A 26,450-nucleotide genomic window follows, 5' to 3' on the forward strand; every position below is an offset into this window, starting at 1 on the left:
TGTTTCGCCTCGTTGAGGCCACAGCCATACAGGAGCGCCTGTCAAAAAAAAAGCCGCCCGAAGTGCCGGGCGGCGGACCGGGAGCTCCAGGAAAGACCTTGGGCCCGGGCAGGTTGTGCTGAACTTCGAAAGTCGAAGCGATGCGGGACAGTGTCACGACAGGCACCGCATCTCAACCGAAACCATCTCTTAACCTTAACCGCCGTGATTTGGCATGAAATCCGCAAGGTAGAGTCTGTACGGGCAATGACTGCCCGAAAATGCTCCGGAATGGGACAGGTTGGTGTGAAATGCGTGTGCAAACGACCATCGAAATTTTTGACTACTGGAACCGTATCCGCGGCGCTGCCGATGCGCCGCTGAAATCACAGGTCGAACCCTCCGCCGTCCCCCACCTGCTCCAGAATCTGTTCATTCTTGAGAGGCGCGACGGCGGAGACATCGGTTTCCGGCTCGCCGGCACCCGCATCTGCGATCTCTTCGGGCGTGATCTGCGCAGCGAACGTTTTTCGTCTCTCTGGGCAAATGGTCAGCACACGGACATCGAACGCACGGCGATGGGCGTCATGGACCATGCCATGCCGGCCCTGTTCAACGCCACCGGCTACAGCACCGTCGGTCATCAGGCCTCCTTCGAGATTATCATGATGCCGCTGCGTTCGCCGGACGGCGCCTGCGACCGGCTGCTCGGCGCGATCGCGCCGGCAGCGACCGCGAGCTGGCTGGAGATCGTACCGCTCGAATTCCTGGCGCTCGACCGCAGCCGTCTGCTGCCCGGAAAATTCGACAAGGCAGCACCGTCCGAACTGCGGCGCCCCATCAACAGGATCGTCGCTGGCAAAAGCATCCATTTCGGCCAGGTCATGCGCCGCATGGTGTCGCAGCTGCTGAGCGTGGAGGCGCGCTGAGGGTCCCATTTTAGGACATCTGATATACTCGTTTTCCGCTATGTCGGGACGGGGCGAAACAACCTTCTGTTAATGGATTGCGGGTAAAGATCGGTCTCTGCGATTTTCATGAAGAAGCCCTTTGATGCACTCGTTCCAGCCAGCTCAGACGCAACGACCTGCGCCGCGCCCTGAACAGGGCGTTTTTCAGCGCGTGCCCATCAACATGCAGGGCCGGCTGATGCTTGCGAACTACGAGGAATTCGAATGCATGGTGATCGACATGTCGCCTGGCGACATGTACGTCACCTGCCCCGGCCGGCCGCGCGCCAACGAACGCGTCGTCGCCTATATCGACCATCTCGGCCGCGTCGAAGGTTATGTCCAGACGATCGATGGCCGTGGCTTCACTATGTCGATCAACGCTACCGACCGGAAACGCGAGAAGCTCGCAGCCCAGCTCACCTGGCTTGCCAACAAGCACGAACTCGGCCTGCCGGAAGATCGCCGCCACGACCGTCTGACGCCACGCGACACGAAGACCGAGCTGACGCTCGAGGACGGCACGCGTTATTCCTGCCGCATCATGGACCTTTCGCTGTCCGGCGCTGCCGTCGACGTCGAGATGCGCCCTTCGATCGGAACGGCGGTGCGCCTCGGCAACATGCGCGGTCGCGTCGTGCGCCACTTCGTCGAAGGCGTGGCAATCGAATTCCTGTCGATCCAGTCCCGCGAGACGCTACGCGAATTCCTTTAAAAGCTGAGGAAAATGGCGCTGCCTTGCCGGGGATTCCGCGGCGGGGCTCAGTTCTCGACGGACTTCCACCGAACGCGATTGCCAGATCCGGTGCACACCCGGTCAGGTCGTGTTGAAAAGCCTGCACGTCACGGCAAGAGATTTGCAAGCGGCAACGAATCTGGCTTTGGAAAGCAGGCGCGAAATCCTGTCGCAAGTCGTTCCACCCAGTCGGTAGATAGTATTATGAGTGGAACAAGCTGCGACACCGATCGGCACCCAATGACGTTGCGCAAAATGTGCGGTGATTTTGCGTTCGGGAATGCCTCGTGCTTGCCCGTCCTCCCTTGGTCAGCGATATGATGGATAAGGTCCACTTCGACCGCAGGTGCGCCCATGTCAGCTCTCTATCCCGAAATCGAACCCTATGATCATGGTCTGCTCGATACGGGCGACGGCAACCTGATCTACTGGGAGGTCTGCGGCAATCCGGTGGGCCGCCCGGCGCTGGTGCTGCATGGCGGCCCTGGCTCCGGCTGTTCGACCACGGCGCGGCGCTATTTCGATCCCGATGCCTATCGAATCATTCTGTTCGATCAGCGCAATTGCGGCCGCAGCCTGCCGACTGCTGCGGATCCCGAAACCGATCTCTCCCTCAACACCACCTGGCATCTCGTTGCCGACATCGAGCGGCTGCGGGCCTGTCTCGGCATCGACACCTGGCTCCTTTTCGGCAATTCCTGGGGTTCGACGCTGGCGCTGGCCTATGCCGAAACCCATCCGGAGCGGGTCGCGGCGATCGTCCTGTCAGGCGTGACCACCACCCGGCGCTCGGAAATCGACTGGCTCTATCGCGGCATGGCGCCGCTTTTTCCGGAAGAATGGCACCGTTTCCGCCAGGCGATTCCCCCAGGCACGCAGGGACGAGATGAGGACATGGTTGCTGCCTATCATCGTCTCCTCAACGATCCGGACCCGGAGACGCGCCTCAAGGCGGCGCGCGACTGGCATGATTGGGAGGCGGCCTCGATTCTGCTCGCCGATCCCCAAGGCCTGCCGCGCCGCTGGGCCGACCCCGCCTATTTGCTGACGCGCGCCCGCATCATCGCCCACTACTTCAGCAATGGCGCCTGGCTGGAGGACGCCCAGCTTTTGAAGAATGCCACGCGGCTCACAGGCATTCCCGGCATCCTGCTGCAGGGAAGGTTCGACATCGAGGCGCCCCTTGTCACTGCCTGGGAACTCGCCCGCGCCTGGCCACAAAGCGAGCTCAGCATCCTTCCGCATGCTGCCCATTCCACCGCAAATCCCAATATGAGCGCGGCGATCGTCGCCGCCACCGATCGATTTCGCGATATCTAGCAAAAATAATTTCTCCGCCAGGATCGGCGATCCGAGCGATATTCCGCTTTTGAGCCGGCCGAATCGGTCGATTCCGGCGGCGTCGACGGTCGACCGCACGTCACCGGCCGGTCGCCGGAATTTATCCGGCTCAACGAAAATCCTTAACATGAGGACGGCAACGCAACCTTTTCACGGGCGAAAGCCTTGTTGCGTGGATTACAATTTTAATCGAATTCGAGACAAATCCGCATCGAATTTTAGTCGCATTCAAGTTTGTTTTTAGCCAAGTTTTATCGGCATTTGAATCAACTAAGCCTTTAATTCTATTGCGTAATTTTCCGTGAGATAAAAACGTCTGTGCCATTGTCACCTCAACTTACGGGGAGACGGCAATGACAACTGCGAATATCCTGAAAGGCGGCCTTCTGGCTGGTGCAATCATGATGGCAATGACGGGTTCGGGACAGGCGATGCCCGCCAGCATGGCCCTGGCAGGCAATGCCAGCCCGCCGATCGGACATTACGAATTCTGTAAGGCGAATCCGACGGAATGTGTCGAAGTCGGCGGCGATGCCGGACCGGCCATCCTCACCGAGGACCGCTGGAAGGAAATTCTCAAGGTCAACTACACCGTCAACTCGACGATCCAGCCGATGACGGACGAGCAGATCTACGGTGTCGAGGAGCGCTGGGCCTATCCGCGCACCGTCGGCGATTGCGAGGATTACGCCCTCCTGAAGCGCAAGATGCTGATCGACGACGGCTTCTCGCCGTCCGACACGCTGATCACCGTCGTGCTGCAGCCGAATGGCGAAGGCCATGCCGTACTGACGGTTCGCACCGATCACGGCGACTTCATCCTCGACAACATGCGCAACAAGGTGCTGCTGTGGTCGGATACCGAATACACCTATCTGAAGCGCCAGTCCGCCGACGATCCGGCCCGCTGGTCGAAGCTTCAGGACGGCCGCGCTGTCGCGGTCGGTAGCGTCAAGTAAGAACAGCCTGCCGGCCAATGCCGGCTGCAGCCTGCGGCCCGGTCAGTCCCCGCATCCCGTCCCCGACCGGTGCCCAGGAGCCGTTCCCGCTGTCCCGGGAACGGCTCGCCCTCTTTTAAAGCCTTACCTCACCAGCATCTTAGCGAATTGTTAACCCTGCCGGCTCGATCATGACGATGAGATTCATCATCGGCACCGGCGGCTCATGTTCTTCCTGCGGCGGACCGAAACGCGAAGAACCGCCATGAGCCGTGCCGCGCACAGCGCACCCGACGAGCAGCCGCTTTTTTCCATGGGGTTTCTCCTCCGCACGATGGTGGCGATCGCTGTCCTGGCGGTCCTGACAGTTGCCATCAGCATCGGCGGCCGTTGGTTCGGCCGGCACATCTCGCTTGCCGGCAACACCGACAGCACGGTTGAAATCATGCTGGCCATCGGCCGCGACACCGTGAAATTCCCCGAGAACGCCATCCGCTTTCCGAGTCAAAGGCATGAAGGTGCCGCCGAACGCGTCGATCTCTACCTCGCCTGGCCTGAGATGCAGGGTTACGGCAAGGAAAACCACCTTCGATTTGACGATGTCGCCCAATCCTCCGGGCTGATCTTCCTGCAGGTTACTCAGAGCACCATGTCGCGCGACATGTCCGGGCGGCTGGAACCGATCTATTCGCATCTGCTCGAAGGACCCGCCGAGCCCTTCCGCAACGGGCTGACGCTGCATCGTCTTCGCGCCGATGCGGGTTACGGCGACGAGGTACTGCTGACGGCGCCCGTCGAGGGCGGGCCGGATTACGTCGTGCGCTGCATTTTGCCTTCAGCCCCGGACAAGGCGGCGAGCGGAGATTGTCAGCGCGATATCAAGGTCGGCAGGGATCTCAGTGTTCTCTACCGCTTTTCGAGCAGCCATCTCGACGACTGGGAACATATTGATGCCGCTATCCGCACCTTTGTGGAAACGCGTCTCGTGAACCGTTCTGCGACAAGTCCCTAAAATGCTCCCCGGACAGCGAAATAAACGATTCATCATAAACGGATTGGTAACGCCCAACCGGTAATTTTAGAAGACGAGCTGTGCGGCGGGAGGTGTGCGGTTCCTGCCAAAATCTGAAATGCCAAATATCTGAAATGCAAGAGAAGAGTGGAATAGTGTCAAGGTCAGTCTCCTCCGTATCATCGTCCCGATCCGGCAACTTTCTGGCAAAGCTGCTGGCTATCCTTTCGGTGGCCGTCACGATCGTCCTGGTCGATTCGGTGAATGCCGACGCAGAAGCGGCGAATTCGAAATATGCAGGCATCGTCGTCGACGCCAAGACCGGCAACGTTCTCTACAGCGAGAATGCCGACCGGTTGCAATACCCCGCCTCCCTGACCAAGATGATGACCATCTACATGACCTTCGAGGCATTGGAGCAGGGCCGCATCCGCCTCGATACGCCGGTCCCCTTCTCCGCTCATGCGGCAGCCCAGGCGCCGACCAAGCTCGGCGTCCGCGCCGGCGGCACGATCACCGTCGAGCAGGGCATTCTCGGTCTCGTCACCCTGTCGGCCAATGATGCCGCAACCGCGCTCGGCGAAATGCTGGGCGGCGGCAGCGAGGATCGTTTCGCCCAGCTGATGACCGCCAAGGCGCATGCGCTTGGCATGACGCGCACCACCTATCGCAACGCCAACGGCCTGCCGAATACGGCGCAGATGACGACGGCGCGCGACCAGGCTCGCCTCGGCATCGCCCTTCGCCAGCATTTCCCGCAATATTACGGCTATTTCTCCACCCGCGCCTTCAAGTTCGGCAGCCGCACGATCCGCAGCCATAACCGCCTGGTCGGTTCGGTGCGCGGCGTCGACGGCATCAAGACTGGTTACACCCGCGCTGCCGGTTTCAATCTGGTGAGCTCGGTGCAGGTCGACGGCAAGTCGATCGTCGGCGTCGTGCTCGGCGGCGCCTCGACGCCCGCCCGCGATGCCCAGATGCGCAATCTGATCGCCACCTATCTGCCGAAGGCATCGAGCCGGGGTGGATCGTCGGCGCTGATTGCCCAGGCAGCCCCTGCCCCGGCGATGATCGAGACACCCGCTCCGGTCCAGCCGCAGAAGGTCCAGCAGAAAGCTCAGCCGCAAATGGCCCAACAGCAGGTCGCAAAGACCATCACCGCAGCGCAGCCGCCGGTTTCGGCCGCCGCCGCCGATCTCAGCCTGCCGCACAAAGGCCCGCTGCCGGATGCGCGTTATCAGGTCGCCGAGACCGAGGTCGCCTATGCCGAGACCGCTCAGTCGAAATCCGACAATCCGCTGGTAGCCCAGCCGATGCCGGCGCCGATCAAAGTCAAGACCATGACCTTCAAGCAGCAGGCATCGGTTGCCGTGCCGACGCCGGCACCCGCCTATATGCCGCCGGAACAGGGCGATACCTCGGTCGATGAGGTCACCACCGCCTCGACCACTCCGACTTCTCCCACTTCGACTGGCGCCGCTTCAACCAGCAATGGTCCCAGCGGCTGGGTCGTGCAGGTCGGCGTCTCGCCGAACCGGCAGATGGCCATGGATCTCCTGGAGAGCGCCAAGAGCAAGGGCGGTAGAGCGCTGGCCTCGGCGAAGCCTTTCGCGGTCGCCTACGCCGCTGGTGGTGACCAGCTTTACCGCGCCCGCTTTGGCGGCTTCGACGATCAACGCGATGCCGTCAACGCCTGCAAGGCCTTGAAGAAGGCCGGCATCAAGTGCTGGGCGGCTGCCCAATGAGCTATTCGATGCTGCCTGCAAGATGGCCGGCGGCATTGGTGACGGCCGGAATCGGTGTTTGCGTTTCCGGCCACCGTTCTTGAACTCGATCAGTATTGCGTACGGGGAAAACAATGGCGATCAATGAGAATTTTCCAGGAGTGCCAGCCGACCGCCGCGTGGCCAAAGGGCGCTCATCTCTGCATCCGCTGCACGAGGCGGCTATGCGCCTTGCCGAGATCGGCCTGCAACGGCCGAAGGCCAAGTCTCCGAAGACCCGGGATCTCATCAATCTGCTGCTGTGCCATGGCGCCCGTGCCTGGCGTTACTCTCAGCCCGAAGCCCGCATCCATTTGCATGTGACCTCGCCGGACGGCAGCGCGCCGGTACAGTTGCGCCTGCGCTGAACTACAGAGCGCCGCGTGCCCGAAAGGGCACGCTGTCACCTTCTATCCGCGCATGATCCCCTCCGGAAATCGACTCCGATTTCGGGGATTAGAGCAGGCCAAGGTCCGTGAGTTCGCGGCGAAGGTCCGCGGGCATTTCGGCAATGCCGGCGCCAAGGCTTGTCAGGTCGCGCGGCACGTCGTCCTCAGTGTAATAACGCCAGCCCTGGAAGGGACGTTTCGGCTGCACGGCCGTCTCGATGACCTCCGGGCCGAGCATCAGGCGGCAGCGTGAAATCCCCTCGCCGTCCGTGAAGGTCTCGATGTCGAGCAGCTTCTGCCTCGCCTGCACCTGCCCCTTGATCACCCAGTAGAGCGAACCGCCGTCAAGCAGCTCCTCCATGCGTTTCGGCGCCATGCGCGTCGTATGCACCGAATGCGGCTCGAGGCCGGCGGCGATGGCGCGCAGCGAGCGTTCCGCCACCCATTCGCGCAGATCGTCTATCGAGTCGGCGCCGACGCAGAGTTTGATGAGATGCAATGCCATGCTGCCGTTGAAATCCTTTTGGCAGCGAGCGTCAAGCACCAAGCTTCAAGCGTCCACAAACTCAGCATTCAACGACGTTAACCGCAAGACCTCCGGTCGAGGTCTCCTTGTATTTCTCGCTCATGTCGTGGCCGGTCTGGCGCATCGTCTCGATACAGGCGTCGAGCGGCACGAAATGCTGGCCGTCGCCCTTGATGGCAAGCGAGGCCGCCGTGACGGCCTTGACGGCGCCGAGCGCGTTGCGCTCGATGCAGGGAACCTGCACGAGGCCTGCGATCGGATCGCAGGTCATGCCGAGATGGTGTTCGAGCGCGATTTCGGCGGCGTTCTCGATCTGCTCCGGCGTGCCGCCCATGACGGCGGCAAGGCCTGCGGCAGCCATCGCCGCCGCCGAGCCGACCTCGCCCTGACAGCCAACTTCAGCGCCCGAGATCGAGGCATTGTGCTTGATGATCCCGCCGATGGCAGCGGCCGTCAGCAGATAGTCGCGGATGCCGTTCTGGTCCCAGTCCTCGTGGAAATGCTCGTAGTAGCGGATCGTTGCCGGAATGACGCCGGCCGCGCCGTTGGTCGGCGCCGTGACGACCCGCCCGCCGGCCGCGTTCTCTTCATTGACGGCCATCGCATAGACGCTCAGCCAGTCGTTGGCGAGCAACGGGTTGATGCGGTTGCTGCGCCATTCCTCTTCCAGCTTGTCGTGAATCCTGCGCGCGCGCCGCTTGACGTTGAGGCCGCCGGGCATGATGCCATCGACCTTGAGGCCGCGCTCGATGCAGGAACGCATCGCCTCCCAGATGCGGTCGAGCCCCTGATCGAGCTCCTCGGGGCTGCGCTGGCTTTCTTCGTTCGCCCGCTTCATCTGCGCAATCGACAGCCCGGAGCGCTCCGCCATCTCGAGCATCTGCTTGGCGGTGGAGAAGGGATAGGGTACGCGCGTGCCGCCAGCCGCGTTCTTCTTCGCCCGCATCTGCTCCAGCTCGGTGTCGGTGACGACGAAGCCGCCGCCGACCGAATAGTAGATGCGCTTGACGAGCAGCCGGCCGTCCCTGTCATAGGCGGAAAAGACCATGCCGTTTGCATGGCCGGGCAATGGCTGTTTCTTGTCGAAGACCAAGTCGGTTTTCGGCTGGAACTGATAGGCGGGATGCCCATCCGGCGTGATGCGGCCGGTGCGCTCCACTGTGTCGACGATGCCGTCCATCCTGTCGGGATCGACGCTGTCGGGCGCCTCGCCCATCAGCCCGAGAATGACAGCCCTGCCCGTGCCGTGGCCGATACCGGTATGGGCGAGCGAACCGTGCAGGCTGACCTTGATGGCCGTGACCTGTGCGCCCGATGACGGGCGCGGCCATTCGTTCGACAGGATCAGCTCGAGAAACCGGTTGGCCGCCGACATCGGACCCATCGTGTGCGAGCTCGACGGCCCGACACCAATCTTGAAGACATCGAATACCGAGAGAAACATGGGGGCGCCTTCTGAAGATGAGGATGCAAGCTTAAGCGAGGCCGGTTTCGAATCCGTGCGGCGCACCGACATCGCATGGAGCCGGTGCGACATTCGGACTGCACACTGGAGCGCCACCCGTCCAATAGGACACTCTAGCACTTTGAGCTTGCGCATAATCCTTTCCGAAAATCGAATCCGATTTTCGGGGTCGTGCGCTAAACCAAGCGGCCCGCCTTACCAATMATTGCTGCATTCAATGAAGGCTAGGCGGAGGAAGAACTGGTTGCCTTATCTTGACAGTCTGCTCCGACTTCCAATGTCCTGCTGACGTCGATGCTAGACGACACCTTGTAGATTGGGAGATTGGACACATGCCGCTCAAACGGATGGACAACGTAGGAATCGTGGTCAATGACCTCGAAGAGACGATTGATTTCTTTCGCGAGCTCGGCCTCGAGCTCGAAGGGCGGGCTGCGATCGAAGGAGAATGGGCGGGGCGTGTCACTGGACTGGGCAATCAGCATGTCGAGATTGCCATGATGCGCACACCGGATGGCCACAGCCGGCTCGAGCTCTCCCGCTTCCTCACGCCGCCTGTCGTCGCAGATCACCGCAACGCGCCGGTCAACGCGCTCGGCTACCTCCGCGTCATGTTCACCGTTGATGATATCAAAGAGACGCTTGAAAGGCTCAGCAAGCGCGGCGCGCAGCTCGTCGGCGAAGTCGTGGACTATCAAGACATCTATCGGCTCTGCTACATCCGCGGGCCTGGAGGGCTTCTCATCGGACTAGCCCAAGAACTTAGCTGAGCTATGCGCGAAGCTTCTCGTCGCGATTATCTTGAATGACCGCGCCGTCGGCTCCATCCCAGGATTCAGCCGTCGTCGAGATTTGTCGTTGATCGGCCATGGCTGACGTTGCGCCGCTCAGCAGGCGCTTTTCGACCTCTTGCAGGTCGAGGATCGCGCGGTCCATGTGGCCGACCGGAGTTTCGCGCCAAACCAGACGCGAGCGATTATCCTGCCAAAGCTGAACCAGCAGCCGCCGGCCTGGAACCTCGATCGTCTCGTGGATGAACCATGCCCCGACTGCCGCAACGAAAAGCGCCACCATGATGAGCGCCGGTTCGGGCATCAAGGCATCAAAAGTCAGACGCGCCAGGAACATGATGGGGACATGGAAAAGATAAAGTGAAAAGCTGATCTTTCCGAAAAACCGTACTGGTGCAGCTGCCAGGACATGGGCTGCGATGGGAGGCTGTCGAGCGACGAGGCCGACAATGACGGCCGCGGCCACCGCACTTTGCAGGCTCCAAAATTCCGGGGAAAAACCGGGCAAGATATGCCGGTAAGTGAAAAACACCGCCAGAAGGAAAAGCGTTGAAATGCCTGTGAGGGCAGATGGAATCCAGCTGTTCCAGTGGGAATGCATCATTCCGGCCAGTGCCCCGAAAAGAAAGTACGGGAGCTTGGAGGCGAGCAGAATTCCCGGGCCAGGCAATTCAACCAGGCCATCCACGACGACGACCACGGCGAGGCCCACGATCATGCCGCTATGGCGGTGCGGCTGAGCCAAGCAAAGCCACAGGACGGGAAAGAGCAGATAGAATTGGATCTCGGGTGGTATCGACCAGAAAACACCACTCGAGCCGAGAAGAAAGATATGACGCACAAAATCCGTGCCGCTAACGATCGGCTGAACAAAATCCAGATTTTGCAAGCTCGACAGCATCGCCACGAGAACGACGGCCGCCAGATAAACCGGATAGATGCGGGCAAAGCGGCTCACAAGAAAATCCAGCACGTTTTCTCTCGTGACCGGCCGTGAGCCGTAGAGATGAGCCATCAGGAAGCCGCTGAGAGCAAAAAACAAACCGACAGCTTCGTCGCCCATCGTCACGAGATGCGGAGCTGTGATTGGAAAGATAAGGCCAATATGGGCTCCAACGACCAGAAGCGCAGCGACACCGCGCAGGCCATCGAGACTCGGGATGTAATCCGGCCGACTCATGGGTCACTTTTGAATTCGGAGTTCAGGTTCAGCCCTGAACAATTGGCCATCACGACTTTACAAGCGGTTAACGCAGCGCCCTGCTCGTGCACCTCTAGACTGGTGTGGCGCTAGCGTGCATCGTCAGGACGGCAAATTGCTTTGGAAAACGGGACCACTTCTCCATGACAGCCACCAACCGCATCGCCCTCTCCAGCGACCACGCCGCCATTCAGCTCCGACAGGCTATTGCCGGTCATATCACGGCGCAAGGCTGGATAGTGGTCGACATCGGACCGACAACGCCGGAGAGCACACATTATCCTCAGCACGGCGAAGCGGCGGCGCGTCTCGTCGCCTCCGGCGATTGCCGGTTTGGCATCATCCTATGCGGCACCGGCCAGGGCATCATGATGGCGGCGAACAAGGTAAAGGGAATCCGTTGCGGCGTCTGCGCAGACACATTCTCGGCCCGCATGATCCGCCAGCACAACGATGCCAACATGCTTTCGATTGGCGTGYGCGTGGTGGGCGAAGGGCTGGCGCTCGATATCGTGGATGCATTCCTGACCGCTCGTTTCGAGGGCGGCCGGCATGCGACACGGGTGGGGATGATTGAGGCGCTGGAGGGATAGCGCCGTCCTTTTCTCCTTCTTTGGGTTGCCGCCCCGAATCCRCAAGCTGACGGAAGACCGTATTGCTGTCGTTAGTTCCAGAAGATGCCGGTCGGCTATCCGCCAAGCCTTGTTGTTTCCAGACGGCTCGATTATGCCGAACTGCCGCATGGCCGAAAGCTCACGTAAAGCCGCCGAACTCGGCCATGCGGCATAATCCGACTTGCGGCATAATGGCCGCGTTCATGCGGAGACTGAATCACTGATGACGACGGCGGATTATATCGCTCTGGCCTTCTTTGCCTTTGTCTGGATGGGCTATTCCTGGCTGCTGCACGGCCGCACCTTCTTCGGACGCACCAGCCTGACCCATGCGATGACCGAACGGCGCCGGGAATGGATTTACAATTCGCTGCGCCGCGACCTGAAGATGATCGACACGCAGATCATGGCCGGCCTGCAGAACGGCACCGCCTTCTTTGCCTCGACCTCGATCTTCGCGATCGGCAGCTGCTTTGCTTTGCTCGGCGCGACGGAGAAGGTCGACGCCGTCTTCGCCGACCTGCCCTTCGTCTTCCATGGGGGCCATGCCGTCTTCGAGATGAAGGTGGGCGGGCTGGCAGCGCTTTTCGGCTACGCCTTCTTCAAATTCGGCTGGTCCTACCGGCTGTTCAACTACTGCACCATTCTCTTCGGCTCGATCCCGATGATGCGCGACACCGAGCGCGACGTCATCGCCGCCGAGCGGGCGGCCGAACGCGTCATCCGCATGAACGTCATTGCCGGCAGCAATTTCAACGAGGGCCTCAGGGCGATCTTCCTGTCGATCGGCTATCTCGGCTGGTTCATCAACCCTTATGTCTTCATGCTGACGACGGCGATCGTCATCTTCGTGCTGACACGCCGGCAATTTTTCTCGCAGGCGCGACTGGCAATCATGGATGCTGGCCCGCCATCAAATCTCCACCTTTCTGTTATTCGCCGCGATATGCCGTCGAGCGACGGACGTGATTTGCCCGAGGGACTTTGATGATATTGCCGGCAAGGGAAACCGATGCGGCGGCAAAACCGCCGCGCATCGGCCTATTGGATACGGCGCGCGGCGTCGCGCTGATCGCCATGGCGAGCTACCATTTCAGCTGGGACATGGAGTTCATGGGCTATCTCGCGCCGGGCACGGCCGAAACCGGCTGGCTGAAGATCTATGCCCGGGCAATCGCCACGACCTTTCTCGTCATCGTCGGCATCAGCCTGGTGCTCTCGAGCACGCCCGAGATTCGCTGGCCCTCCTTCTGGAAGCGCTTCGGCATGATCGCCGCGGCAGCCGCGCTCATCTCGATCGCCACGCGCATCGCGATGCCGAACGAGTGGATCTATTTCGGCATCCTGCATTGTATCGCGGTGCTCACGCTCATCGGCGTCGTTTTTTTGAGGCTGCCGCTCGCCTTCACCCTCATCGCCACGCTCGCGCTCTTTGCCGCCTGGATGACCGATAATTTCGGGCCACCCGGCCTGCTTCGCTCATCCTTGTTCGATCCCAGATATCTCGCCTGGATCGGCCTTGCCGTGACGCAGGAACGCTCTAATGACTACGTCCCGCTGTTTCCCTGGGCAGTGCCCTTCTTCGCTGGATTGAGTATCGCCTCGATCGCCATCAGAACCAGGCTGCCGCAGCGGCTTGCCGCCCTTGGCACCGGTTCCTGGTGGCCGGCAAGGCTCGGCCGCCACAGCCTTGCCTTCTATCTCATCCACCAGCCGGTGTTGATCGCCATCGCCTATGGGATTTCCCTCGTCGTCCCGCCGCAGGCGCCGGATCCGCTCGCGACTTACCTAAGGCAATGCAACGCCTCTTGCGTCATGCAGCAAGGCGAAGCGCTTTGCCGCGGCTTCTGCCAGTGCACGCTGGACAAATTGCAGGCCCAAGCGCTGTTCACGCCGCTGCAGGCGGGAGAGATCGATATTCGGAACGACGAGCGGGTCCAGACGATCGCCGCCGAATGCAGCGCCGAGGCACAATAGAGGTTGGCAACCCCGTAGCCGTTTTTCAGGTGGTGACGCCGATTTCGGCGAGGCGGCCGAGGCAGGTCTCTTCGATAGAGTCGAGTTCCGCCAGCGTGTCGTCGATATCCTTGCGCTTCTGGCGCAGGTCGTCGCGCTTCTCGTCGACGCGCTTCATCAGGAGCTTCAGCTGGCCGAGTTCGCCCGGCGGCTCCTTGTAGACCTGGATGATCTCGCGGATTTCGGCGATGGTGAAACCGATGCGCCGGCCGCGGAGGATTTCCCCGATGAGGCGCCGGTCGGCTTGCCGGAACAGACGGGTGCGCCCGCGCCGCTCTGGATGGATCAGTCCCTCGTCCTCGTAGAAGCGGAGCGTGCGCGTCGAGACCCCGAATTCGCGCGTCAGTTCCGTTATGCTATAGTATTTGTTCACCGGCATGTGTTCCCCGTCGTCGGACAGACGATAATATTGACTTTTACGTAATAGTCAATTTTTGGCGGTTCAGATGCCGAACCACCAGGTGGCGATGCCGAGAAAGGCGAAGAAGCCGGTACAGTCCGTCACTGTCGTGACGAAGACCGACGAGGCGATCGCCGGGTCGGCGCCCATCTTGTCGAGCAGCAGCGGCAGAAGGATGCCGGCAAGAGCGGCTGCCATCAGGTTGATGACCATCGCCGCCGCAATCACCCCGCCGAGCTGGTAGTCGTGGAACCAGGTCCCGGCGATCGCGCCCATGATCGTCGCGAAGACGATGCCGTTCAGGATGCCGACGCCCGCCTCCCTGCGGATGATGCGGCCGGCATTGTAGATGTCGAGATCGCGGGTCGCGAGCGCGCGCACCGTCACCGTCATCGTCTGCGTGCCGGCATTGCCGCCCATCGAGGCGACGATCGGCATCAGCACCGCAAGCGCGATCATCTTCTCGATCGAGCCGTCAAACAGCCCGATGACGCTGGCCGACAGCATCGCCGTGCCGAGGTTGATCAAAAGCCACAGGAAGTGCTCGATCTTCGTCTGCCGCTTGGTGCGGAGAATCTGGTCGAGATCGACGGCGCCGAGCAGCTTGAAGGTCGGATCGATGACGAAGATCTGCGAGAAGGAATAGGGCAGATCCTCCTCGTCGCGCATGTAGTCGATCGTCTGTCCCACAGTCCAGAATGGCGGCACGGCGACGAATTCCGTCTGCATGCGGCGCCCGGCCGAGCTTTCGGGATAGTCGAGCGCCCGGCGCAGCCGCACCCGCTCGGTGAACGGCAGCTGGGCGAGGATCTCTTCTCGATCCTCCTTGTCAAGGTCTTCGAGAATGTAGACGGCGTCGTCCGAATCGAGCTCGCCGATCGCGGCGGCGATCTGGTCGTTCGGCATCTGGTCGACGATCTCGCGGCGGATCGCCTCGTCGACTTCGGTCAGCGCCGTCATGTCGAAATCGTCGCCGAGCAGGCGCACCAGCGCCAGGCGCTGATCCGGCTGGATCGCCTCCAGCAGGTCGCCTATTTCGGATTCATGCAGGCGGGCAACGTTCTGGCGCAGGAACAGCGTGTCGCGGTCGGCGATTGCGGCGCCGACAAGCGCCAGAAAATCGCCGCGGACATTGCCGTCCTCGTCGTAGATATCGGCTTCCTCGTCATCAGGACGCCTGCGAATGCGGTCTTCCCCATCGGTCGTCGTCATCTGCCGCCCTCGCATCTGGTTCGAATTTCAACGACTGCCGCGCCGCATTCGCAAATGTTGGCCGAAAACACATTATCAACAAGCGGATAAGCAAATCCCGCGCGAGGCTCCCGCAGCCGGAATTCTTGGCCCCTGCTAGCCCAAAGCACCCGTGTCGTAAAGCGGCAAACCGTGCTTCGTGATGACAATGCCTGCGGCCGGCGATAGTTTCCTCACCCGTCCAAGCAGAGGAAGCCTGCCCCATGCCCATCCGTCCGATTCTGCGCTATCCACATCCGGGCCTGAAGACTGTCTGCGCGCCGGTGACGGCCTTCGATTCCTCGCTCACAGCCTTTGCCGACGATCTGCTGGCGACGATGCGCGCAGCCCCCGGCGTCGGCATCACCGCCGCCCATATCGGTGTCTTCGACCGTGTCACGGTGCTGGAACTCGACCAGGCCGACGGCGTGCGTCTCTACGTCAATCCTCATATCACCTGGTTTTCGAAGGAGACGATGAGCCATTCCGAAGGCAGCGTCTCTATGCCCGGCGTGACCGACGAGGTGACGCGCCCGCGAGCAATCCGCTTCCGCTATCAGGATGCCGAGGGCGCCGTGCACGAGGACGGTGCCGAAGATTTCCTTGCCATCTGCATCCAGCACGAAGTCGACCAGCTCGATGGCATTTTCTGGCTGCAGCGCCTCTCGCGGCTGAAGCGCGACCGTCTCGTGAAGAAATGGGAGAAGGCCCAGGGCTGACAATCACGGCTGACAAATCGCCGTCCGCACCGAACCATTCGCCGCTGCCGGCGTTTCCAGCAAAAGAAACAAGGAGCGACCGCAATGGCAAGGATCGGTGACAAGACCCCGATTTCTCGGGAAAAGCCTGAGCTTTCCCGTGAAGAGGATTATCGCGACCTCGAAGAACGCAACCTCGATGACGGCTGGCCCTATGCCGATGGCAGCGGCGCCGGCACCGGCGGCCCGGATAATCGCCCCTACGGCGAGACTGCGGCCAATTTTGACAGCGATCCCAACAAGGGCTTCCGGATAGATGGCACGGATGAGGACGGCAACGAGAACCGCCTGAAGGATTCGCTGCGCGCCGATACGATCGACCGCGATGAAAGCGACGAGCTGGAAGCGCGGGTGAACGACAATCTCGAAAACATCCCCGAGGTCGATATCGACAGCATCGAGGTTCATGCAGACGGTCACGTCGTCACCCTGGAAGGGTCGGTGGAGACGATCGGCATCGCTCGCAAGGTCGAACTCGGCGCGCTTTCGGTCGATGGCGTCCGTCACGTCCGCAACAAACTGCAGCTGACCGGTGTCGATGCGCATATCCCGAACGAGGACTGACTTCACGCACAAGGCGCAGATCACCAACGGGAGACGGGCTGCCGCCTCCCGTTAGTGACCCTTCCCAACATTACCAAAAGTTAACAATTTATGATTGCAGCACCAGCTGTCTTATTCGAGACATCAATCGCCTATTTTTGTTAGGCGGCTTCTGTAACGCAAACGTCAATTTCGTTGACAACACTGTGATTTCATTTGGACAAAAGGTCGCGGCCGCATCGGCATATTATCACAAAATTGCCTGAATTGGGGCGCGAACTCGTGTTTGCCGAGGGTTAGTTTATGTTGTGGAATTCAACAGCAGATTGAGGAGATAGACCCATGCGCATCAAATTTGCCCTCGCCGCTTCCCTGTTCGCCGTCAGCATTGCAGGCGCTGCCTTCGCCCAGCCGACCTATTCCGATGACTACACCAACGACAGCGACGGCTTCGCGCCGAGCCCGACGTCGAAGCCGGCCCCGGTCCACTACAGCAGCCGCAAGGCCTCGGCCTATTCCGGCGACTATACCAATGACAGCGATGGCTTCGCGCCGAGCGCCATGGCAGCCCCTGGCGTCGATAAGACCGCAACAGCCAGCATCACGCCGCTGCCCMCATGCCACAGCATGATCGGCCCGAAGGGCTCCCACACCAAGGGTGCCGACAGCGGTGCCTCTCGCACCGAAGCATGCCGCGCGACGCATTGATCCGATAAAAGAAGGGGATCCGATAAAAGAAAGGGCCGGAAACCGGCCCTTCTCTTTTTCATCCATCTCTGTCGTCTTAGAATACCAATGGAACGAGCCGGTAACGGGTCGTGGCCATGAAGGCCTCGTAAGCAGGATCCTGCCTGAGCAGACGCTCCTCCGCCAAGAGGCGGAAACATTGTGCGGCCAGAGCCGTCGCATAGATGGCGAAATTCCAAAGGCTCGGATGGGCCAGGAAGAAGCCGATGTGTGCCATCAGATACCCCGCATACATCGGATGGCGGATGAATTTGTAAGGCCCGCCGATCTTGACGCCGCGATTGGCCGGCACCAGGCCGAAGCTTCGCCGCAATGTCAGCTTTGCCGATATCTGCAAGATGAAACCGAGCGCCATCACCGTCCCGCAGAATGCGAGCGGCGCTAGCGGCTGTGTCGCGGAGGGCGCGGCAAGCAGCGGGAAGATCGTGCCGATGGCTGTGACCGTCCAGTCGAAGAAGCGTAGCGACGCATTTCTCGTCGGTCGACGGGTCAGGATGAGGAATGCGGCTGCTCCCTCCGAAACGATCAGCAGGCAATCGATGATCGCGCGATTGTCCTGCATCTGCGGCAGGACGCGCATGACAATCCCAACGAAGAAATAACCGATGAGAACCTTCTCGATAATATCGAGAACGAAATACACATCGAGGAACGACCAGCTTGCCGCTGCTTTTTTTCTCATTATCCTCGGACTTCCATATTCACACTGCTGTGGTGTCCTATATATTTTCCACCGCTAATTATCGGTTAAAACACTGACTCAGATCTGACGGTGAAGCGATTGCCGAGCCTGACGGCAGAAAGACTCGAACGTCCAAGGCTTCCTCGACAGCGACCTCAACGCTGCGCGACCGCCAAAACTTCCACGAAGCATTGTTCCCCTGGGAAAAGCCGAAACCAGCCTTTCTTTCCGATACAAATTGCCCCGGTCGCCGCGATCAGTCAGATTTCGCCGGTCGTTTCGCCGAAAACCGCCTCGAAGGCGGTGCGCAGCCGGATATCGACATCAGCCATCATCACCGGCAGGCCAAGATCGACGAGGCTGGTCACGCCATAGGCTGATATCCCGCAGGGCACGATGCCGCCGAAATGGTCGAGATCGGGATCGACGTTGAGCGACAGTCCGTGGAAGGTCACCCATTTCCGCAGCCTTATGCCGAGAGCGGCGATCTTGTCCTCGGCCATCGCCCCATCGGCCAGCAATGGCTTTTCCGGCCGGCGCACCCAGACGCCGACGCGATCTTCACGTCGCTCACCGCGCACATTCATCATGTCGAGCGTGCGGATGACGACGTCTTCAAGGGCGGCAACGAAGGCGCGCACGTCCTGACGCCGCCTTTTCAGGTCGAGCATGACATAGGCGACGCGCTGGCCGGGTCCATGATAGGTATATTCACCRCCACGCCCTGTCGCAAAGACCGGAAAACGGTCCGGCTGGACGAGGTCCCTCTTATTGGCGCTGGTGCCGGCAGTATAGAGCGGCGGATGTTCGACGAGCCAGACGAGCTCATCACCGCCATCCGATATCACCGCCACCTCGCGCTCCATCGTCTCCACCGCCTCCTCATAGGGAACGAGGTCATCGGCGATGCGCCAGCGGACCGGCCGCGTGCCGAGTTGGGGAAGCATGGAGAATTCGAGATCAGTGCGAAGCATGGCCATTCCTTGCCGCTCTCCCCGAAATGCCTGTGAAATAGGGGCGGCAGGACAGCTATATGGACCCGTTTCGAGGCCAATTCAAATGCTGTGACCGGTTTTCAAAAAAACTGTCACATCGCCCTTGTGCACCCCAGATGCTTTTGCTACATGCTGCCCCGCCGACGCAAATCGGCACCTACCACGATGCGGTCGTGGCGGAATTGGTAGACGCGCAGCGTTGAGGTCGCTGTGGGGCAACCCGTGGAAGTTCGAGTCTTCTCGACCGCACCATTTCTCTTCAGGGAAACGCTCTCTAAGCGACGATTTCGTTTTCACCTCGAAACCATTTGCGATTGCTCGGCTTGATTGCCCGGCCTTCTCATGGTTGATGGCGTCATCCTCGCAAGAATCAGCAGCCATGTCAGAGCCCCACCAAAATTCCCTGCAGGGCATGGCCATCATGTCCGGCGCCATGCTCATCCTGCCGACAATGGATGCGATCGCCAAATATATGGCGACCTTCGAGGCGATGTCGCCGGGTCAGGTGACCTTCTACCGATTCTTCTTCCAGATTGCCTGCACCCTGCCGATTCTTTTCGCCCTTTTCGGGCCGAAGGCGCTGTCGGCCAAACGGCCATGGATGAACCTGCTGCGCGGTGTGCTGCATGGTGCTGCGAGCCTGCTTTTCTTCGTCGCCGTCAAATACATGCCGCTCGCCGACGTCTTCGCCATCTATTTCGTCGAACCCTTCATGCTGACCGCCCTGTCGGCGCTGTTTCTCGGCGACAAAGTCGGCTGGCGGCGCTGGACAGCGATCGTCGTCGGTTTCGGCGGCGCGATGATCGTCATTCAGCCAAGCTACGAAATTTTCGGCTTGAAGGCGCTGCTGCCGGTCGCCTGCGCCTTTCTGTTCTCGCTCTATCTCTTCCTCAACCGCGCCATCGGCGAGGCCGATTCGCCGCTGACCATGCAGACGATGGCCGGCATCGGCGGAACGGTCTTTATGGCGGCCGCCCTTCTCGTCGGTAGCAGTTCCGGCAATGCCGATTTTGCTGTCTCCCTGCCCTCCTCCGGTCTCGGCCTTGTCCTGCTTCTCGCCCTCGGCACGATCTCGGGATATGCGCATATGCTCGTGGTCCGGGCTTTTCGTCTCGCGCCCCTGTCGCTGCTTGCGCCGTTCCAGTACTTCGAGATCATCTCGGCGACCGTTCTGGGTTATGCGTTGTTCGACGATTTCCCGAGCTTTTCCAAATGGATCGGCATCTTCATCATCGTTGCGTCAGGCCTCTTCATCATCTGGCGCGAGCGGCTGCAGGCGCAATCGTTAAAATCTTCCTGACATCGGGAATATCGGGTTAACTCCTCTTCTTGAGGGATCGTCAATTCGCAGGCGCTAAAACTGTCGCCGGTTTCATGATGAAGCCTGGAGTTAAAACATGAGCGAATTTCGTCTCGCTTTTCCGGCCTGTATCGTGGCCGGCAAGCATCGGCTGACGGCCGAAGATATGATACTGCTGCGCAAACATGCCTTCCCGCAGGGCATCCGGACATCAGACGATGTCGTGGCGATGTTGGCGCTCAACAATTCCTGCCCTGAAAAATGTGCCGCTTGGAACGCTTTCTTTGTGGAGCAGCTCGCCGGTTTCATCGTCCATTACACGTATCCGCAAGGCTCGCTTGATGAAATCAACGTCGCCTGGATCATGCGCATGTTTACGACCGATGGTGTCGTCAACTCGGCGCTGGAACTYGAGCTCATTCTTCACGTCATGGAGATCTCGGCCGATGTCCCGGGCGAGTTGAGAGCGCTCGCCCTCGATCAGCTCCGCCTGGCGATCACCGACAATATCGGTGGCTACAAGCTGTCGCGTGCCATCGATCGCCGGGGCATCTCCCGTCAGGACGTCGATTTTGCGATGCGCATCTTCAGAAGCGTGGCCGAAGGCGGCGTCATCCCCGTCTCGTCGGTCGAATACGGCGTGCTCCAGCAGATCGAGCGGGCAACGCTGGCTGGCGCCAATCATCCGCACTGGGCGGGGATCATGGCCGCCGTCGAGCTGCGCGATTATGCCGAGCCGCGTCGCAGCCGCTGGCTGCGCATCGTCGACGAGGAACCAGTCTCGGCAGCCGCTGTCGCCTGACGCTCCGCAAGCCTGATTGTGCGTTCCGGTGTTTTGTGCGTAAAACTCCGGGATGCATTTCTGGGTGGAGTCTCGATGTTCAAGAAAATCCTGATCGCGAATCGCGGCGAAATCGCCTGCCGCGTGATCAAGACTGCGCGCCGCATGGGAATTCTGACCGTCGCGGTCTATTCGGATGCGGATCGGGACGCGCTGCATGTCGAGATGGCTGACGAGGCTGTGCATATCGGCCCCGCCGCAGCGTCGGAGAGTTATCTGGCTGCCGAAAAGATCATCGCGGCCTGCAAGGCGACGGGCGCCGAGGCGGTGCATCCCGGCTACGGCTTCCTGTCCGAACGCGCCTCCTTCTGCGCCGAACTGGAAAAACAGGGTATCGTCTTCATCGGCCCGAAGCCGAAGGCCATCATGGCGATGGGCGACAAGATCGAATCGAAGAAATTCGCCAATGCCGCCGGTGTATCCACAGTGCCCGGCCATCTTGGCATCATCGAGGATGCGGCCCATGCGGAGGTAATCGCTGGCGGGATCGGTTATCCCGTCATGATCAAGGCATCGGCTGGCGGCGGCGGCAAGGGCATGCGCATTGCATGGAACCAGGCAGAAGTGCGCGACGGCTTCGAGCGTGCCCGCTCCGAGGCGAAAAGCTCCTTCGGTGACGACCGCGTCTTCATCGAGAAATACATCGTCGAGCCACGCCATATCGAGATCCAGGTGCTGGCCGACGCGCATGGCAACGTCGTCTATCTCGGCGAACGTGAATGCTCGATCCAGCGGCGCAACCAGAAGGTGGCGGAAGAGGCGCCCTCGCCCTTCCTCGATGAGGCCACCCGCAAGGCGATGGGCGAGCAATCGGTGGCGCTCGCCAAGGCCGTCGATTACCAGAGCGCCGGCACCGTCGAATTCATCGTCGACCGCGATCGCAATTTCTATTTCCTCGAAATGAACACCCGCCTGCAGGTCGAACATCCCGTGACCGAACTCATCACCGGCATCGATCTTGTCGAGCAGATGATCCGGGTCGCAGCGGGAGAGCCCCTTCCCTTTACTCAGGAGGACATCAGGCTCGACGGATGGGCGATCGAGAGCCGGCTCTATGCCGAAGATCCCTACCGCAACTTCCTGCCCTCGATCGGCCGCCTGACGCGTTACCGCCCGCCGGCGGAAGGCAAGACCGGCAATGTCGTCGTCCGCAACGATACCGGCGTCTTCGAGGGTGCCGAGATTTCGATGTATTACGATCCGATGATCGCCAAGCTCTGCACCTGGGCGCCGACACGGCTCGAGGCGATCGACGCCATGGGCCGGGCGCTCGACGGCTTCGTCGTCGATGGCATCGAGCACAATGTTCCTTTCCTGTCGGCGCTGATGAAACATCCGCGCTGGCGCGAGGGCCGGCTTTCCACAGGCTTCATCGCCGAGGAATATCCTGACGGCTTCGCGCCGATGAAACCGGAGCAGTCGGAAGACGCCGTGCTTGCCGCGATCGCCCTCTCCGCCTCGTTGATCGAGGCGAACCGTCGTGAACGTTTCGCCGATCGCCTGCGCGCTGCATCGGGCGCGCTGCGCGAGCACTGGGTGATCAAGATTGGCGACAAGTACGTCGCGGCACGATTGCTCGACGGTCTCGTCACCATCCCCTTCGATATGGACATCGCGATCGAGGGCGAGAACAACAGCGTTGTCACCGATTGGAGACCAGGCGACCCGGTCTGGAGCGGCAAGGTCGGCGGTCGCGACGTTACCGCGCAGATTCGCCCCGTTCCGAACGGGTTGCGTATCGACTGGCAGGGGCTTTCGGTGATTGCCAAGGTCTTTTCGCCGCGTCATGCCGAACTCGACAGGCTGATGCCGGTGAAGCTGCCGCCCGATACCTCCAAGCTCCTGCTCTGCCCGATGCCCGGCCTCGTCGTCGCCATCGCGGTTGCCGAGGGCCAGGAGGTCAAGGCCGGTGAGACGCTTGCGATCGTCGAAGCGATGAAGATGGAGAACGTGCTGCGCGCCGACCGTGATCTCGTCGTCTCGAAGATCAATGCCGCAGCCGGTGAAAGCCTGGCCGTCGATGCCGTGATCATGGAATTCGCCTGAGAGGAAAAGACCGGGCGACCGGCCGTTTTCGCTTGAGCCGAATTCGCCGACCATGCCAAGCTCAGCCCGATAAATCAGCTGGGAACCAACAAAAATCGACAGGGAGATATCAAGATGGACGTTCGCGCCGCCGTTGCCGTTCAGGCAGGAAAACCGCTGGAAGTGATGACCGTGCAGCTGGAGGGGCCGCGGGCCGGCGAAGTGCTGGTCGAGGTCAAGGCGACGGGCATCTGCCACACCGATGATTTCACCCTCCGGACGGCACCTCGCGCTTTTCGATCGGCAAGGACAAGATCCACCACTATATGGGGTGCTCAACCTTTTCGAACTTCACCGTGCTGCCGGAGATCGCCCTTGCCAAGGTCAATCCCGACGCGCCGTTCGACAAGATCTGCTACATCGGCTGCGGCGTGACCACCGGCATCGGTGCGGTCATCAACTCCGCCAAGGTCGAGATCGGCGCCACGGCGATCGTCTTCGGGCTCGGCGGCATCGGTCTCAACGTGCTTCAGGGTCTGAAGCTTGCCGGTGCCGACATGATCATCGGCGTCGATATCAACAATGATCGCAAGGCCTGGGGCGAAAAGTTCGGCATGACCCACTTCGTCAATCCGAAGGAGGTCGGTGACGACATCGTGCCTTACCTCGTCAACCTGACCAAACGCAACGGCGACCTGATCGGCGGCGCCGACTACACCTTCGATTGCACCGGCAACACCAAGGTGATGCGCCAGGCACTGGAAGCCTCGCACCGCGGCTGGGGCAAGTCGGTTATCATCGGCGTTGCCGGTGCAGGCCAGGAAATCTCCACCCGTCCGTTCCAGCTGGTCACCGGCCGCAACTGGATGGGCACGGCTTTCGGCGGCGCCCGCGGCCGTACCGACGTGCCGAAGATCGTCGAATGGTACATGCAAGGCAAGATCCAGATCGATCCGATGATCACCCACACCATGCCGCTCGAAGACATCAACAAGGGCTTCGAGCTGATGCATTCGGGCAAGAGCATCCGCGGCGTGGTGGACCCTATGATTTTTCGGACTGTTATTTCAGCTTGCGCATTTGTGTTACTGCCCGCCATCGCACTTGCGGACCCCACAGGTTCTTACAAGGTCGCCGGCACCAGCGAGGACGGCAGCAAGTATCAGGGCACCGTCAAGGTGCTTCGCAACGGCGAGACCTATATCGTCGACTGGATGATCGGTAAGAACGAGTCGATCGGCACCGGCCTCGGTGCAAAATTCAGCGGCGATCGTTTCGAAATGGGTCCGGCCAGCGACGAGGACACAGCGATCTCCGTCGGTTACGTCTCCAAGGAGAATTTCGGCATCGCCATGTACTTCGAGCAGCCGGACGGCAGCTGGCAGGGTGTCTGGACTTATGGCGGCTCGGAAAAGGTTTCGAGCGAAATCTGGACTCGCGAGTAATCCGCGCGTATCAGGCGTCGGCATTAGATCCGGAAGTTTTTAGGTCGGATCGACCTAAAAATTAAATCCGGATCTAAATCAAAGAATTAGAGCACGATGCCGAAAACCGCTCACGCTTTTCGGCATCGTGCTCTAAGTGAGGTAAGCAGCCCTTGATCTATGTCGACGCCGATGCCTGCCCGGTGAAGCCGGAAATCCTGAGGGTCGCCGAACGTCACGGCCTTGAAGTCACCTTCGTTGCCAATTCCGGTCTGCGCCCCTCGCGCGATCCGATGGTTCACAACGTCATCGTCTCCAACGCCTTCGATGCCGCCGACAACTGGATCGCCGAACGCGCCGGCACGGGCGATGTCGTTGTCACCGCCGATGTGCCGCTCGCTGTGCGCTGTGTCGCTACCGGCGCCTTCGTCAGCGGACCCACAGGGCGCGTTTTCGACGAGACCAATATCGGCATGGCGAGCGCCATGCGCGATCTCGGCGCGCACTTGCGCGAAACCGGCGAGAGCAAGGGCTACAACGCCGCCTTCAGCCCGAAAGACCGCTCACGCTTCCTCGAAACCTTCGATCGCCTCTGCCGCCGCGCCAAAAGCCTTGCCGCGGAGGCTGGTGGGCAGCCGTGATGCAGCAACTAAAGGTGCGACAGCGTCCTTTGCACATCTAAAAGACGCGCGGCGCTGTAGGCCGCAAGAAACGGATGGCATGGCAGCTGTGCCGATTCCGACCTTGAACACCGCCGCCTCCTCACGCATATAGGCGTCATCGCAGACGACTGCGGCATCCCCAGGATGCAACTGTCGCGGGGACGGCCTCGCTCTTGAACAAGGAGAGTCGCATGGCCTGGTTTCTGCTTTTTCTCGCCGGTCTTTTCGAATGTGGTTGGGCGATCGGCCTTAAATATACCGATGGCTTCACCCGGCCGCTGCCGACGGCGCTGACCGTCATATCGATGGTCATCAGCATCGTGCTGCTCGGCCTGGCGGTGAAGCATCTGCCGATCGGCACTGCCTATGCGGTCTGGACCGGCACCGGCACGGTCGGCACCGTATTTCTCGGCATCTGGCTGCTTGGTGATGAGGCAAGTGTCTCCCGTCTTGCCTGCATCGCGCTGATTRTCGCCGGCATCGCCGGTCTGAAGCTTACCGCGTGATGTGAGGTTGAGGGGCGTCGCCGACGCCCCTCAGTGTATCGTTCAGGCTGTCTTGCGATTATCGACGGCAAAAGCGCCGGGACCGGAGAAGAACAGGTAGAGGAAAACGAAGCAGAACAGGATCGCGGCATCGCCCTGGTTGACGGCCGGGAAAAAGCTGTTCGGGGCATGCGCCATGAAATAGGCGACCGCCATTTCGCCGGCGAGGAGGAAGGCGACAGGGCGCGTCAGCAGGCCGACGAGAATGAGGATACCGCCGATAAGCTCCAGAAGGGCGGCGAAAAGCATCAGCGGCGGCAACGAGCCGGCCATCTGCGCAGCCGGGAAAGCGAAAAGCTTCATCGTCCCGTGTTCGATGAACAGCAGCGCGGTGATGATTCTGAGAGCGGCCAGCCCATAGGGGCGATAGGCAGAAAGACGCTCGAAAGTTGACATTAACCTCTCCTTTAAAACAATAAGAGTCGAGCGTTAGCCTGTCCTCGGCAAGGATTGAACACACGGATCACTGACGGCCGTTCACATTTTCGACAGCAGTTAGAGCCTTTCCTGGTCAGATTGCAGCATTCTGCCGGAGCAGGTTTTCGTCAGGGCAGAGGCGATCGGCGAAGGGCATACC

General features: G+C 60.7%; 27 protein-coding genes, 1 tRNA gene and 1 pseudogene. 21 read left to right on the top strand and 8 right to left on the bottom strand.

Annotated elements, in window-relative coordinates; translation table 11 throughout:
- Nucleotides 1-260: 260 nt before the first annotated feature.
- From AC1ECN_RS19205 to AC1ECN_RS19235, 7 genes are all read left to right on the top strand, one after another.
- Nucleotides 261-908: a PAS domain-containing protein gene (locus tag AC1ECN_RS19205; protein WP_018072181.1), complete on the top strand. Its 648-nt coding sequence runs from the start codon at nucleotides 261-263 to the stop codon at nucleotides 906-908.
- A gap of 124 nt (nucleotides 909-1,032) precedes the next feature.
- Nucleotides 1,033-1,644 carry a PilZ domain-containing protein gene (locus AC1ECN_RS19210; protein WP_018072182.1) on the top strand — a complete coding sequence of 204 codons (612 nt, stop codon included), beginning with the start codon at nucleotides 1,033-1,035 and terminating at the stop codon, nucleotides 1,642-1,644.
- A 375-nt stretch (nucleotides 1,645-2,019) separates the two neighbouring features.
- Complete coding sequence (pip, locus tag AC1ECN_RS19215; RefSeq protein WP_130661644.1) at nucleotides 2,020-2,985, top strand: prolyl aminopeptidase; 966 nt, start codon at nucleotides 2,020-2,022, stop codon at nucleotides 2,983-2,985.
- Between the two features lie 374 nt (nucleotides 2,986-3,359).
- Complete coding sequence (locus tag AC1ECN_RS19220; RefSeq protein ID WP_018072184.1) at nucleotides 3,360-3,965, top strand: transglutaminase-like cysteine peptidase; 606 nt, start codon at nucleotides 3,360-3,362, stop codon at nucleotides 3,963-3,965.
- A gap of 205 nt (nucleotides 3,966-4,170) precedes the next feature.
- On the top strand, nucleotides 4,171-4,956 hold the full coding sequence (locus AC1ECN_RS19225) for a hypothetical protein (protein WP_130672631.1): 786 nt from the start codon (nucleotides 4,171-4,173) through the stop codon (nucleotides 4,954-4,956).
- Nucleotides 4,957-5,090: 134 nt separating this feature from the next.
- Nucleotides 5,091-6,701: an SPOR domain-containing protein gene (locus AC1ECN_RS19230; RefSeq protein WP_477953827.1), complete on the top strand. Its 1,611-nt coding sequence runs from the start codon at nucleotides 5,091-5,093 to the stop codon at nucleotides 6,699-6,701.
- 113 nt (nucleotides 6,702-6,814) lie between these two features.
- Nucleotides 6,815-7,087 (top strand): hypothetical protein, encoded by a 273-nt coding sequence (locus tag AC1ECN_RS19235; protein ID WP_130661646.1) that lies wholly within the window; start codon nucleotides 6,815-6,817, stop codon nucleotides 7,085-7,087.
- Between the two features lie 88 nt (nucleotides 7,088-7,175).
- Here AC1ECN_RS19235 and AC1ECN_RS19240 read toward each other — a convergent pair whose 3' ends face one another.
- The gene (locus tag AC1ECN_RS19240) at nucleotides 7,176-7,613 is read right to left on the bottom strand and encodes a DUF1489 family protein (protein WP_003559632.1); all 438 of its coding nucleotides are present in this window, start codon (nucleotides 7,611-7,613) and stop codon (nucleotides 7,176-7,178) included.
- Between the two features lie 61 nt (nucleotides 7,614-7,674).
- Nucleotides 7,675-9,078, bottom strand: a complete 1,404-nt coding sequence (locus tag AC1ECN_RS19245; RefSeq protein ID WP_075225598.1) for an L-serine ammonia-lyase — start codon at nucleotides 9,076-9,078, stop codon at nucleotides 7,675-7,677.
- 353 nt (nucleotides 9,079-9,431) lie between these two features.
- Here AC1ECN_RS19245 and AC1ECN_RS19250 point away from each other — a divergent pair, with 353 nt between their 5' ends.
- Nucleotides 9,432-9,869, top strand: coding sequence for a VOC family protein (locus AC1ECN_RS19250; RefSeq protein WP_018072190.1), 438 nt, complete (start codon nucleotides 9,432-9,434; stop codon nucleotides 9,867-9,869).
- A 1-nt stretch (nucleotide 9,870) separates the two neighbouring features.
- Here the strand turns inward: AC1ECN_RS19250 and AC1ECN_RS19255 are convergent, their stop codons facing one another.
- A complete protein-coding gene (locus AC1ECN_RS19255; RefSeq protein ID WP_130661647.1) occupies nucleotides 9,871-11,070 on the bottom strand; it encodes an acyltransferase family protein in 1,200 nt (399 codons plus the stop codon).
- A 164-nt stretch (nucleotides 11,071-11,234) separates the two neighbouring features.
- On the opposite strand from AC1ECN_RS19255, the gene rpiB reads away from it, so the two are divergent.
- The 3 genes from rpiB (at nucleotide 11,235) to AC1ECN_RS19270 (ending at nucleotide 13,682) form a co-directional block, all read left to right on the top strand.
- Nucleotides 11,235-11,684 (top strand): ribose 5-phosphate isomerase B, encoded by a 450-nt coding sequence (rpiB, locus tag AC1ECN_RS19260; protein ID WP_477953830.1) that lies wholly within the window; start codon nucleotides 11,235-11,237, stop codon nucleotides 11,682-11,684.
- Nucleotides 11,685-11,928: 244 nt separating this feature from the next.
- Complete coding sequence (locus AC1ECN_RS19265) at nucleotides 11,929-12,693, top strand: DUF599 domain-containing protein (protein WP_018072193.1); 765 nt, start codon at nucleotides 11,929-11,931, stop codon at nucleotides 12,691-12,693.
- Entirely contained in the window at nucleotides 12,693-13,682 is a 990-nt protein-coding gene (locus AC1ECN_RS19270; RefSeq protein ID WP_130672632.1) for a heparan-alpha-glucosaminide N-acetyltransferase, read from the top strand. Before AC1ECN_RS19265 ends, AC1ECN_RS19270 begins: the two co-directional genes overlap by 1 nt.
- 25 nt (nucleotides 13,683-13,707) lie before the next feature.
- Here AC1ECN_RS19270 and AC1ECN_RS19275 read toward each other — a convergent pair whose 3' ends face one another.
- Nucleotides 13,708-14,100, bottom strand: coding sequence for a MerR family transcriptional regulator (locus AC1ECN_RS19275; protein ID WP_018072195.1), 393 nt, complete (start codon nucleotides 14,098-14,100; stop codon nucleotides 13,708-13,710).
- Between the two features lie 63 nt (nucleotides 14,101-14,163).
- Nucleotides 14,164-15,333 (bottom strand): magnesium transporter, encoded by a 1,170-nt coding sequence (locus tag AC1ECN_RS19280; RefSeq protein ID WP_477953833.1) that lies wholly within the window; start codon nucleotides 15,331-15,333, stop codon nucleotides 14,164-14,166.
- A 242-nt stretch (nucleotides 15,334-15,575) separates the two neighbouring features.
- Between AC1ECN_RS19280 and AC1ECN_RS19285 the strand changes: the two genes are divergently transcribed.
- The 3 genes from AC1ECN_RS19285 (at nucleotide 15,576) to AC1ECN_RS19295 (ending at nucleotide 17,360) form a co-directional block, all read left to right on the top strand.
- Nucleotides 15,576-16,070, top strand: coding sequence for a peptide deformylase (locus AC1ECN_RS19285; protein ID WP_130672633.1), 495 nt, complete (start codon nucleotides 15,576-15,578; stop codon nucleotides 16,068-16,070).
- Between the two features lie 84 nt (nucleotides 16,071-16,154).
- Complete coding sequence (locus AC1ECN_RS19290) at nucleotides 16,155-16,673, top strand: BON domain-containing protein (RefSeq protein ID WP_018481978.1); 519 nt, start codon at nucleotides 16,155-16,157, stop codon at nucleotides 16,671-16,673.
- Nucleotides 16,674-16,994: 321 nt separating this feature from the next.
- Nucleotides 16,995-17,360: a hypothetical protein gene (locus AC1ECN_RS19295; RefSeq protein WP_477953835.1), complete on the top strand. Its 366-nt coding sequence runs from the start codon at nucleotides 16,995-16,997 to the stop codon at nucleotides 17,358-17,360.
- Nucleotides 17,361-17,436: 76 nt separating this feature from the next.
- On the opposite strand, the gene AC1ECN_RS19300 is transcribed toward AC1ECN_RS19295, so the two are convergent.
- Nucleotides 17,437-18,081, bottom strand: coding sequence for a methyltransferase family protein (locus AC1ECN_RS19300; protein ID WP_018072199.1), 645 nt, complete (start codon nucleotides 18,079-18,081; stop codon nucleotides 17,437-17,439).
- A gap of 260 nt (nucleotides 18,082-18,341) precedes the next feature.
- The gene (lipB, locus tag AC1ECN_RS19305) at nucleotides 18,342-19,061 is read right to left on the bottom strand and encodes a lipoyl(octanoyl) transferase LipB (RefSeq protein ID WP_018072200.1); all 720 of its coding nucleotides are present in this window, start codon (nucleotides 19,059-19,061) and stop codon (nucleotides 18,342-18,344) included.
- A gap of 182 nt (nucleotides 19,062-19,243) precedes the next feature.
- Here lipB and AC1ECN_RS19310 point away from each other — a divergent pair.
- From AC1ECN_RS19310 to sugE, 7 genes and pseudogenes are all read left to right on the top strand, one after another.
- A tRNA-Leu gene (locus AC1ECN_RS19310) sits at nucleotides 19,244-19,328 on the top strand.
- 97 nt (nucleotides 19,329-19,425) lie between these two features.
- The gene (locus AC1ECN_RS19315) at nucleotides 19,426-20,376 is read left to right on the top strand and encodes a DMT family transporter (RefSeq protein ID WP_197727407.1); all 951 of its coding nucleotides are present in this window, start codon (nucleotides 19,426-19,428) and stop codon (nucleotides 20,374-20,376) included.
- 97 nt (nucleotides 20,377-20,473) lie between these two features.
- Entirely contained in the window at nucleotides 20,474-21,178 is a 705-nt protein-coding gene (locus AC1ECN_RS19320) for a hypothetical protein (RefSeq protein ID WP_018485886.1), read from the top strand.
- 75 nt (nucleotides 21,179-21,253) lie between these two features.
- Entirely contained in the window at nucleotides 21,254-23,263 is a 2,010-nt protein-coding gene (locus AC1ECN_RS19325; protein WP_024322685.1) for an acetyl-CoA carboxylase biotin carboxylase subunit, read from the top strand.
- A 114-nt stretch (nucleotides 23,264-23,377) separates the two neighbouring features.
- Nucleotides 23,378-24,282: pseudogene (locus AC1ECN_RS19330) on the top strand (zinc-binding dehydrogenase); the annotation flags it as partial.
- 557 nt (nucleotides 24,283-24,839) lie between these two features.
- The gene (locus AC1ECN_RS19335) at nucleotides 24,840-25,307 is read left to right on the top strand and encodes a YaiI/YqxD family protein (RefSeq protein WP_024322686.1); all 468 of its coding nucleotides are present in this window, start codon (nucleotides 24,840-24,842) and stop codon (nucleotides 25,305-25,307) included.
- Between the two features lie 212 nt (nucleotides 25,308-25,519).
- Nucleotides 25,520-25,834 (top strand): quaternary ammonium compound efflux SMR transporter SugE, encoded by a 315-nt coding sequence (gene sugE, locus AC1ECN_RS19340; RefSeq protein WP_477953837.1) that lies wholly within the window; start codon nucleotides 25,520-25,522, stop codon nucleotides 25,832-25,834.
- Between the two features lie 42 nt (nucleotides 25,835-25,876).
- Here the strand turns inward: sugE and AC1ECN_RS19345 are convergent, their stop codons facing one another.
- On the bottom strand, nucleotides 25,877-26,269 hold the full coding sequence (locus tag AC1ECN_RS19345; protein ID WP_024322688.1) for a DoxX family protein: 393 nt from the start codon (nucleotides 26,267-26,269) through the stop codon (nucleotides 25,877-25,879).
- Nucleotides 26,270-26,450: the final 181 nt, after the last annotated feature.

It is taken from the genome of Rhizobium sp. 01N447_2 (genome assembly GCF_056399245.1).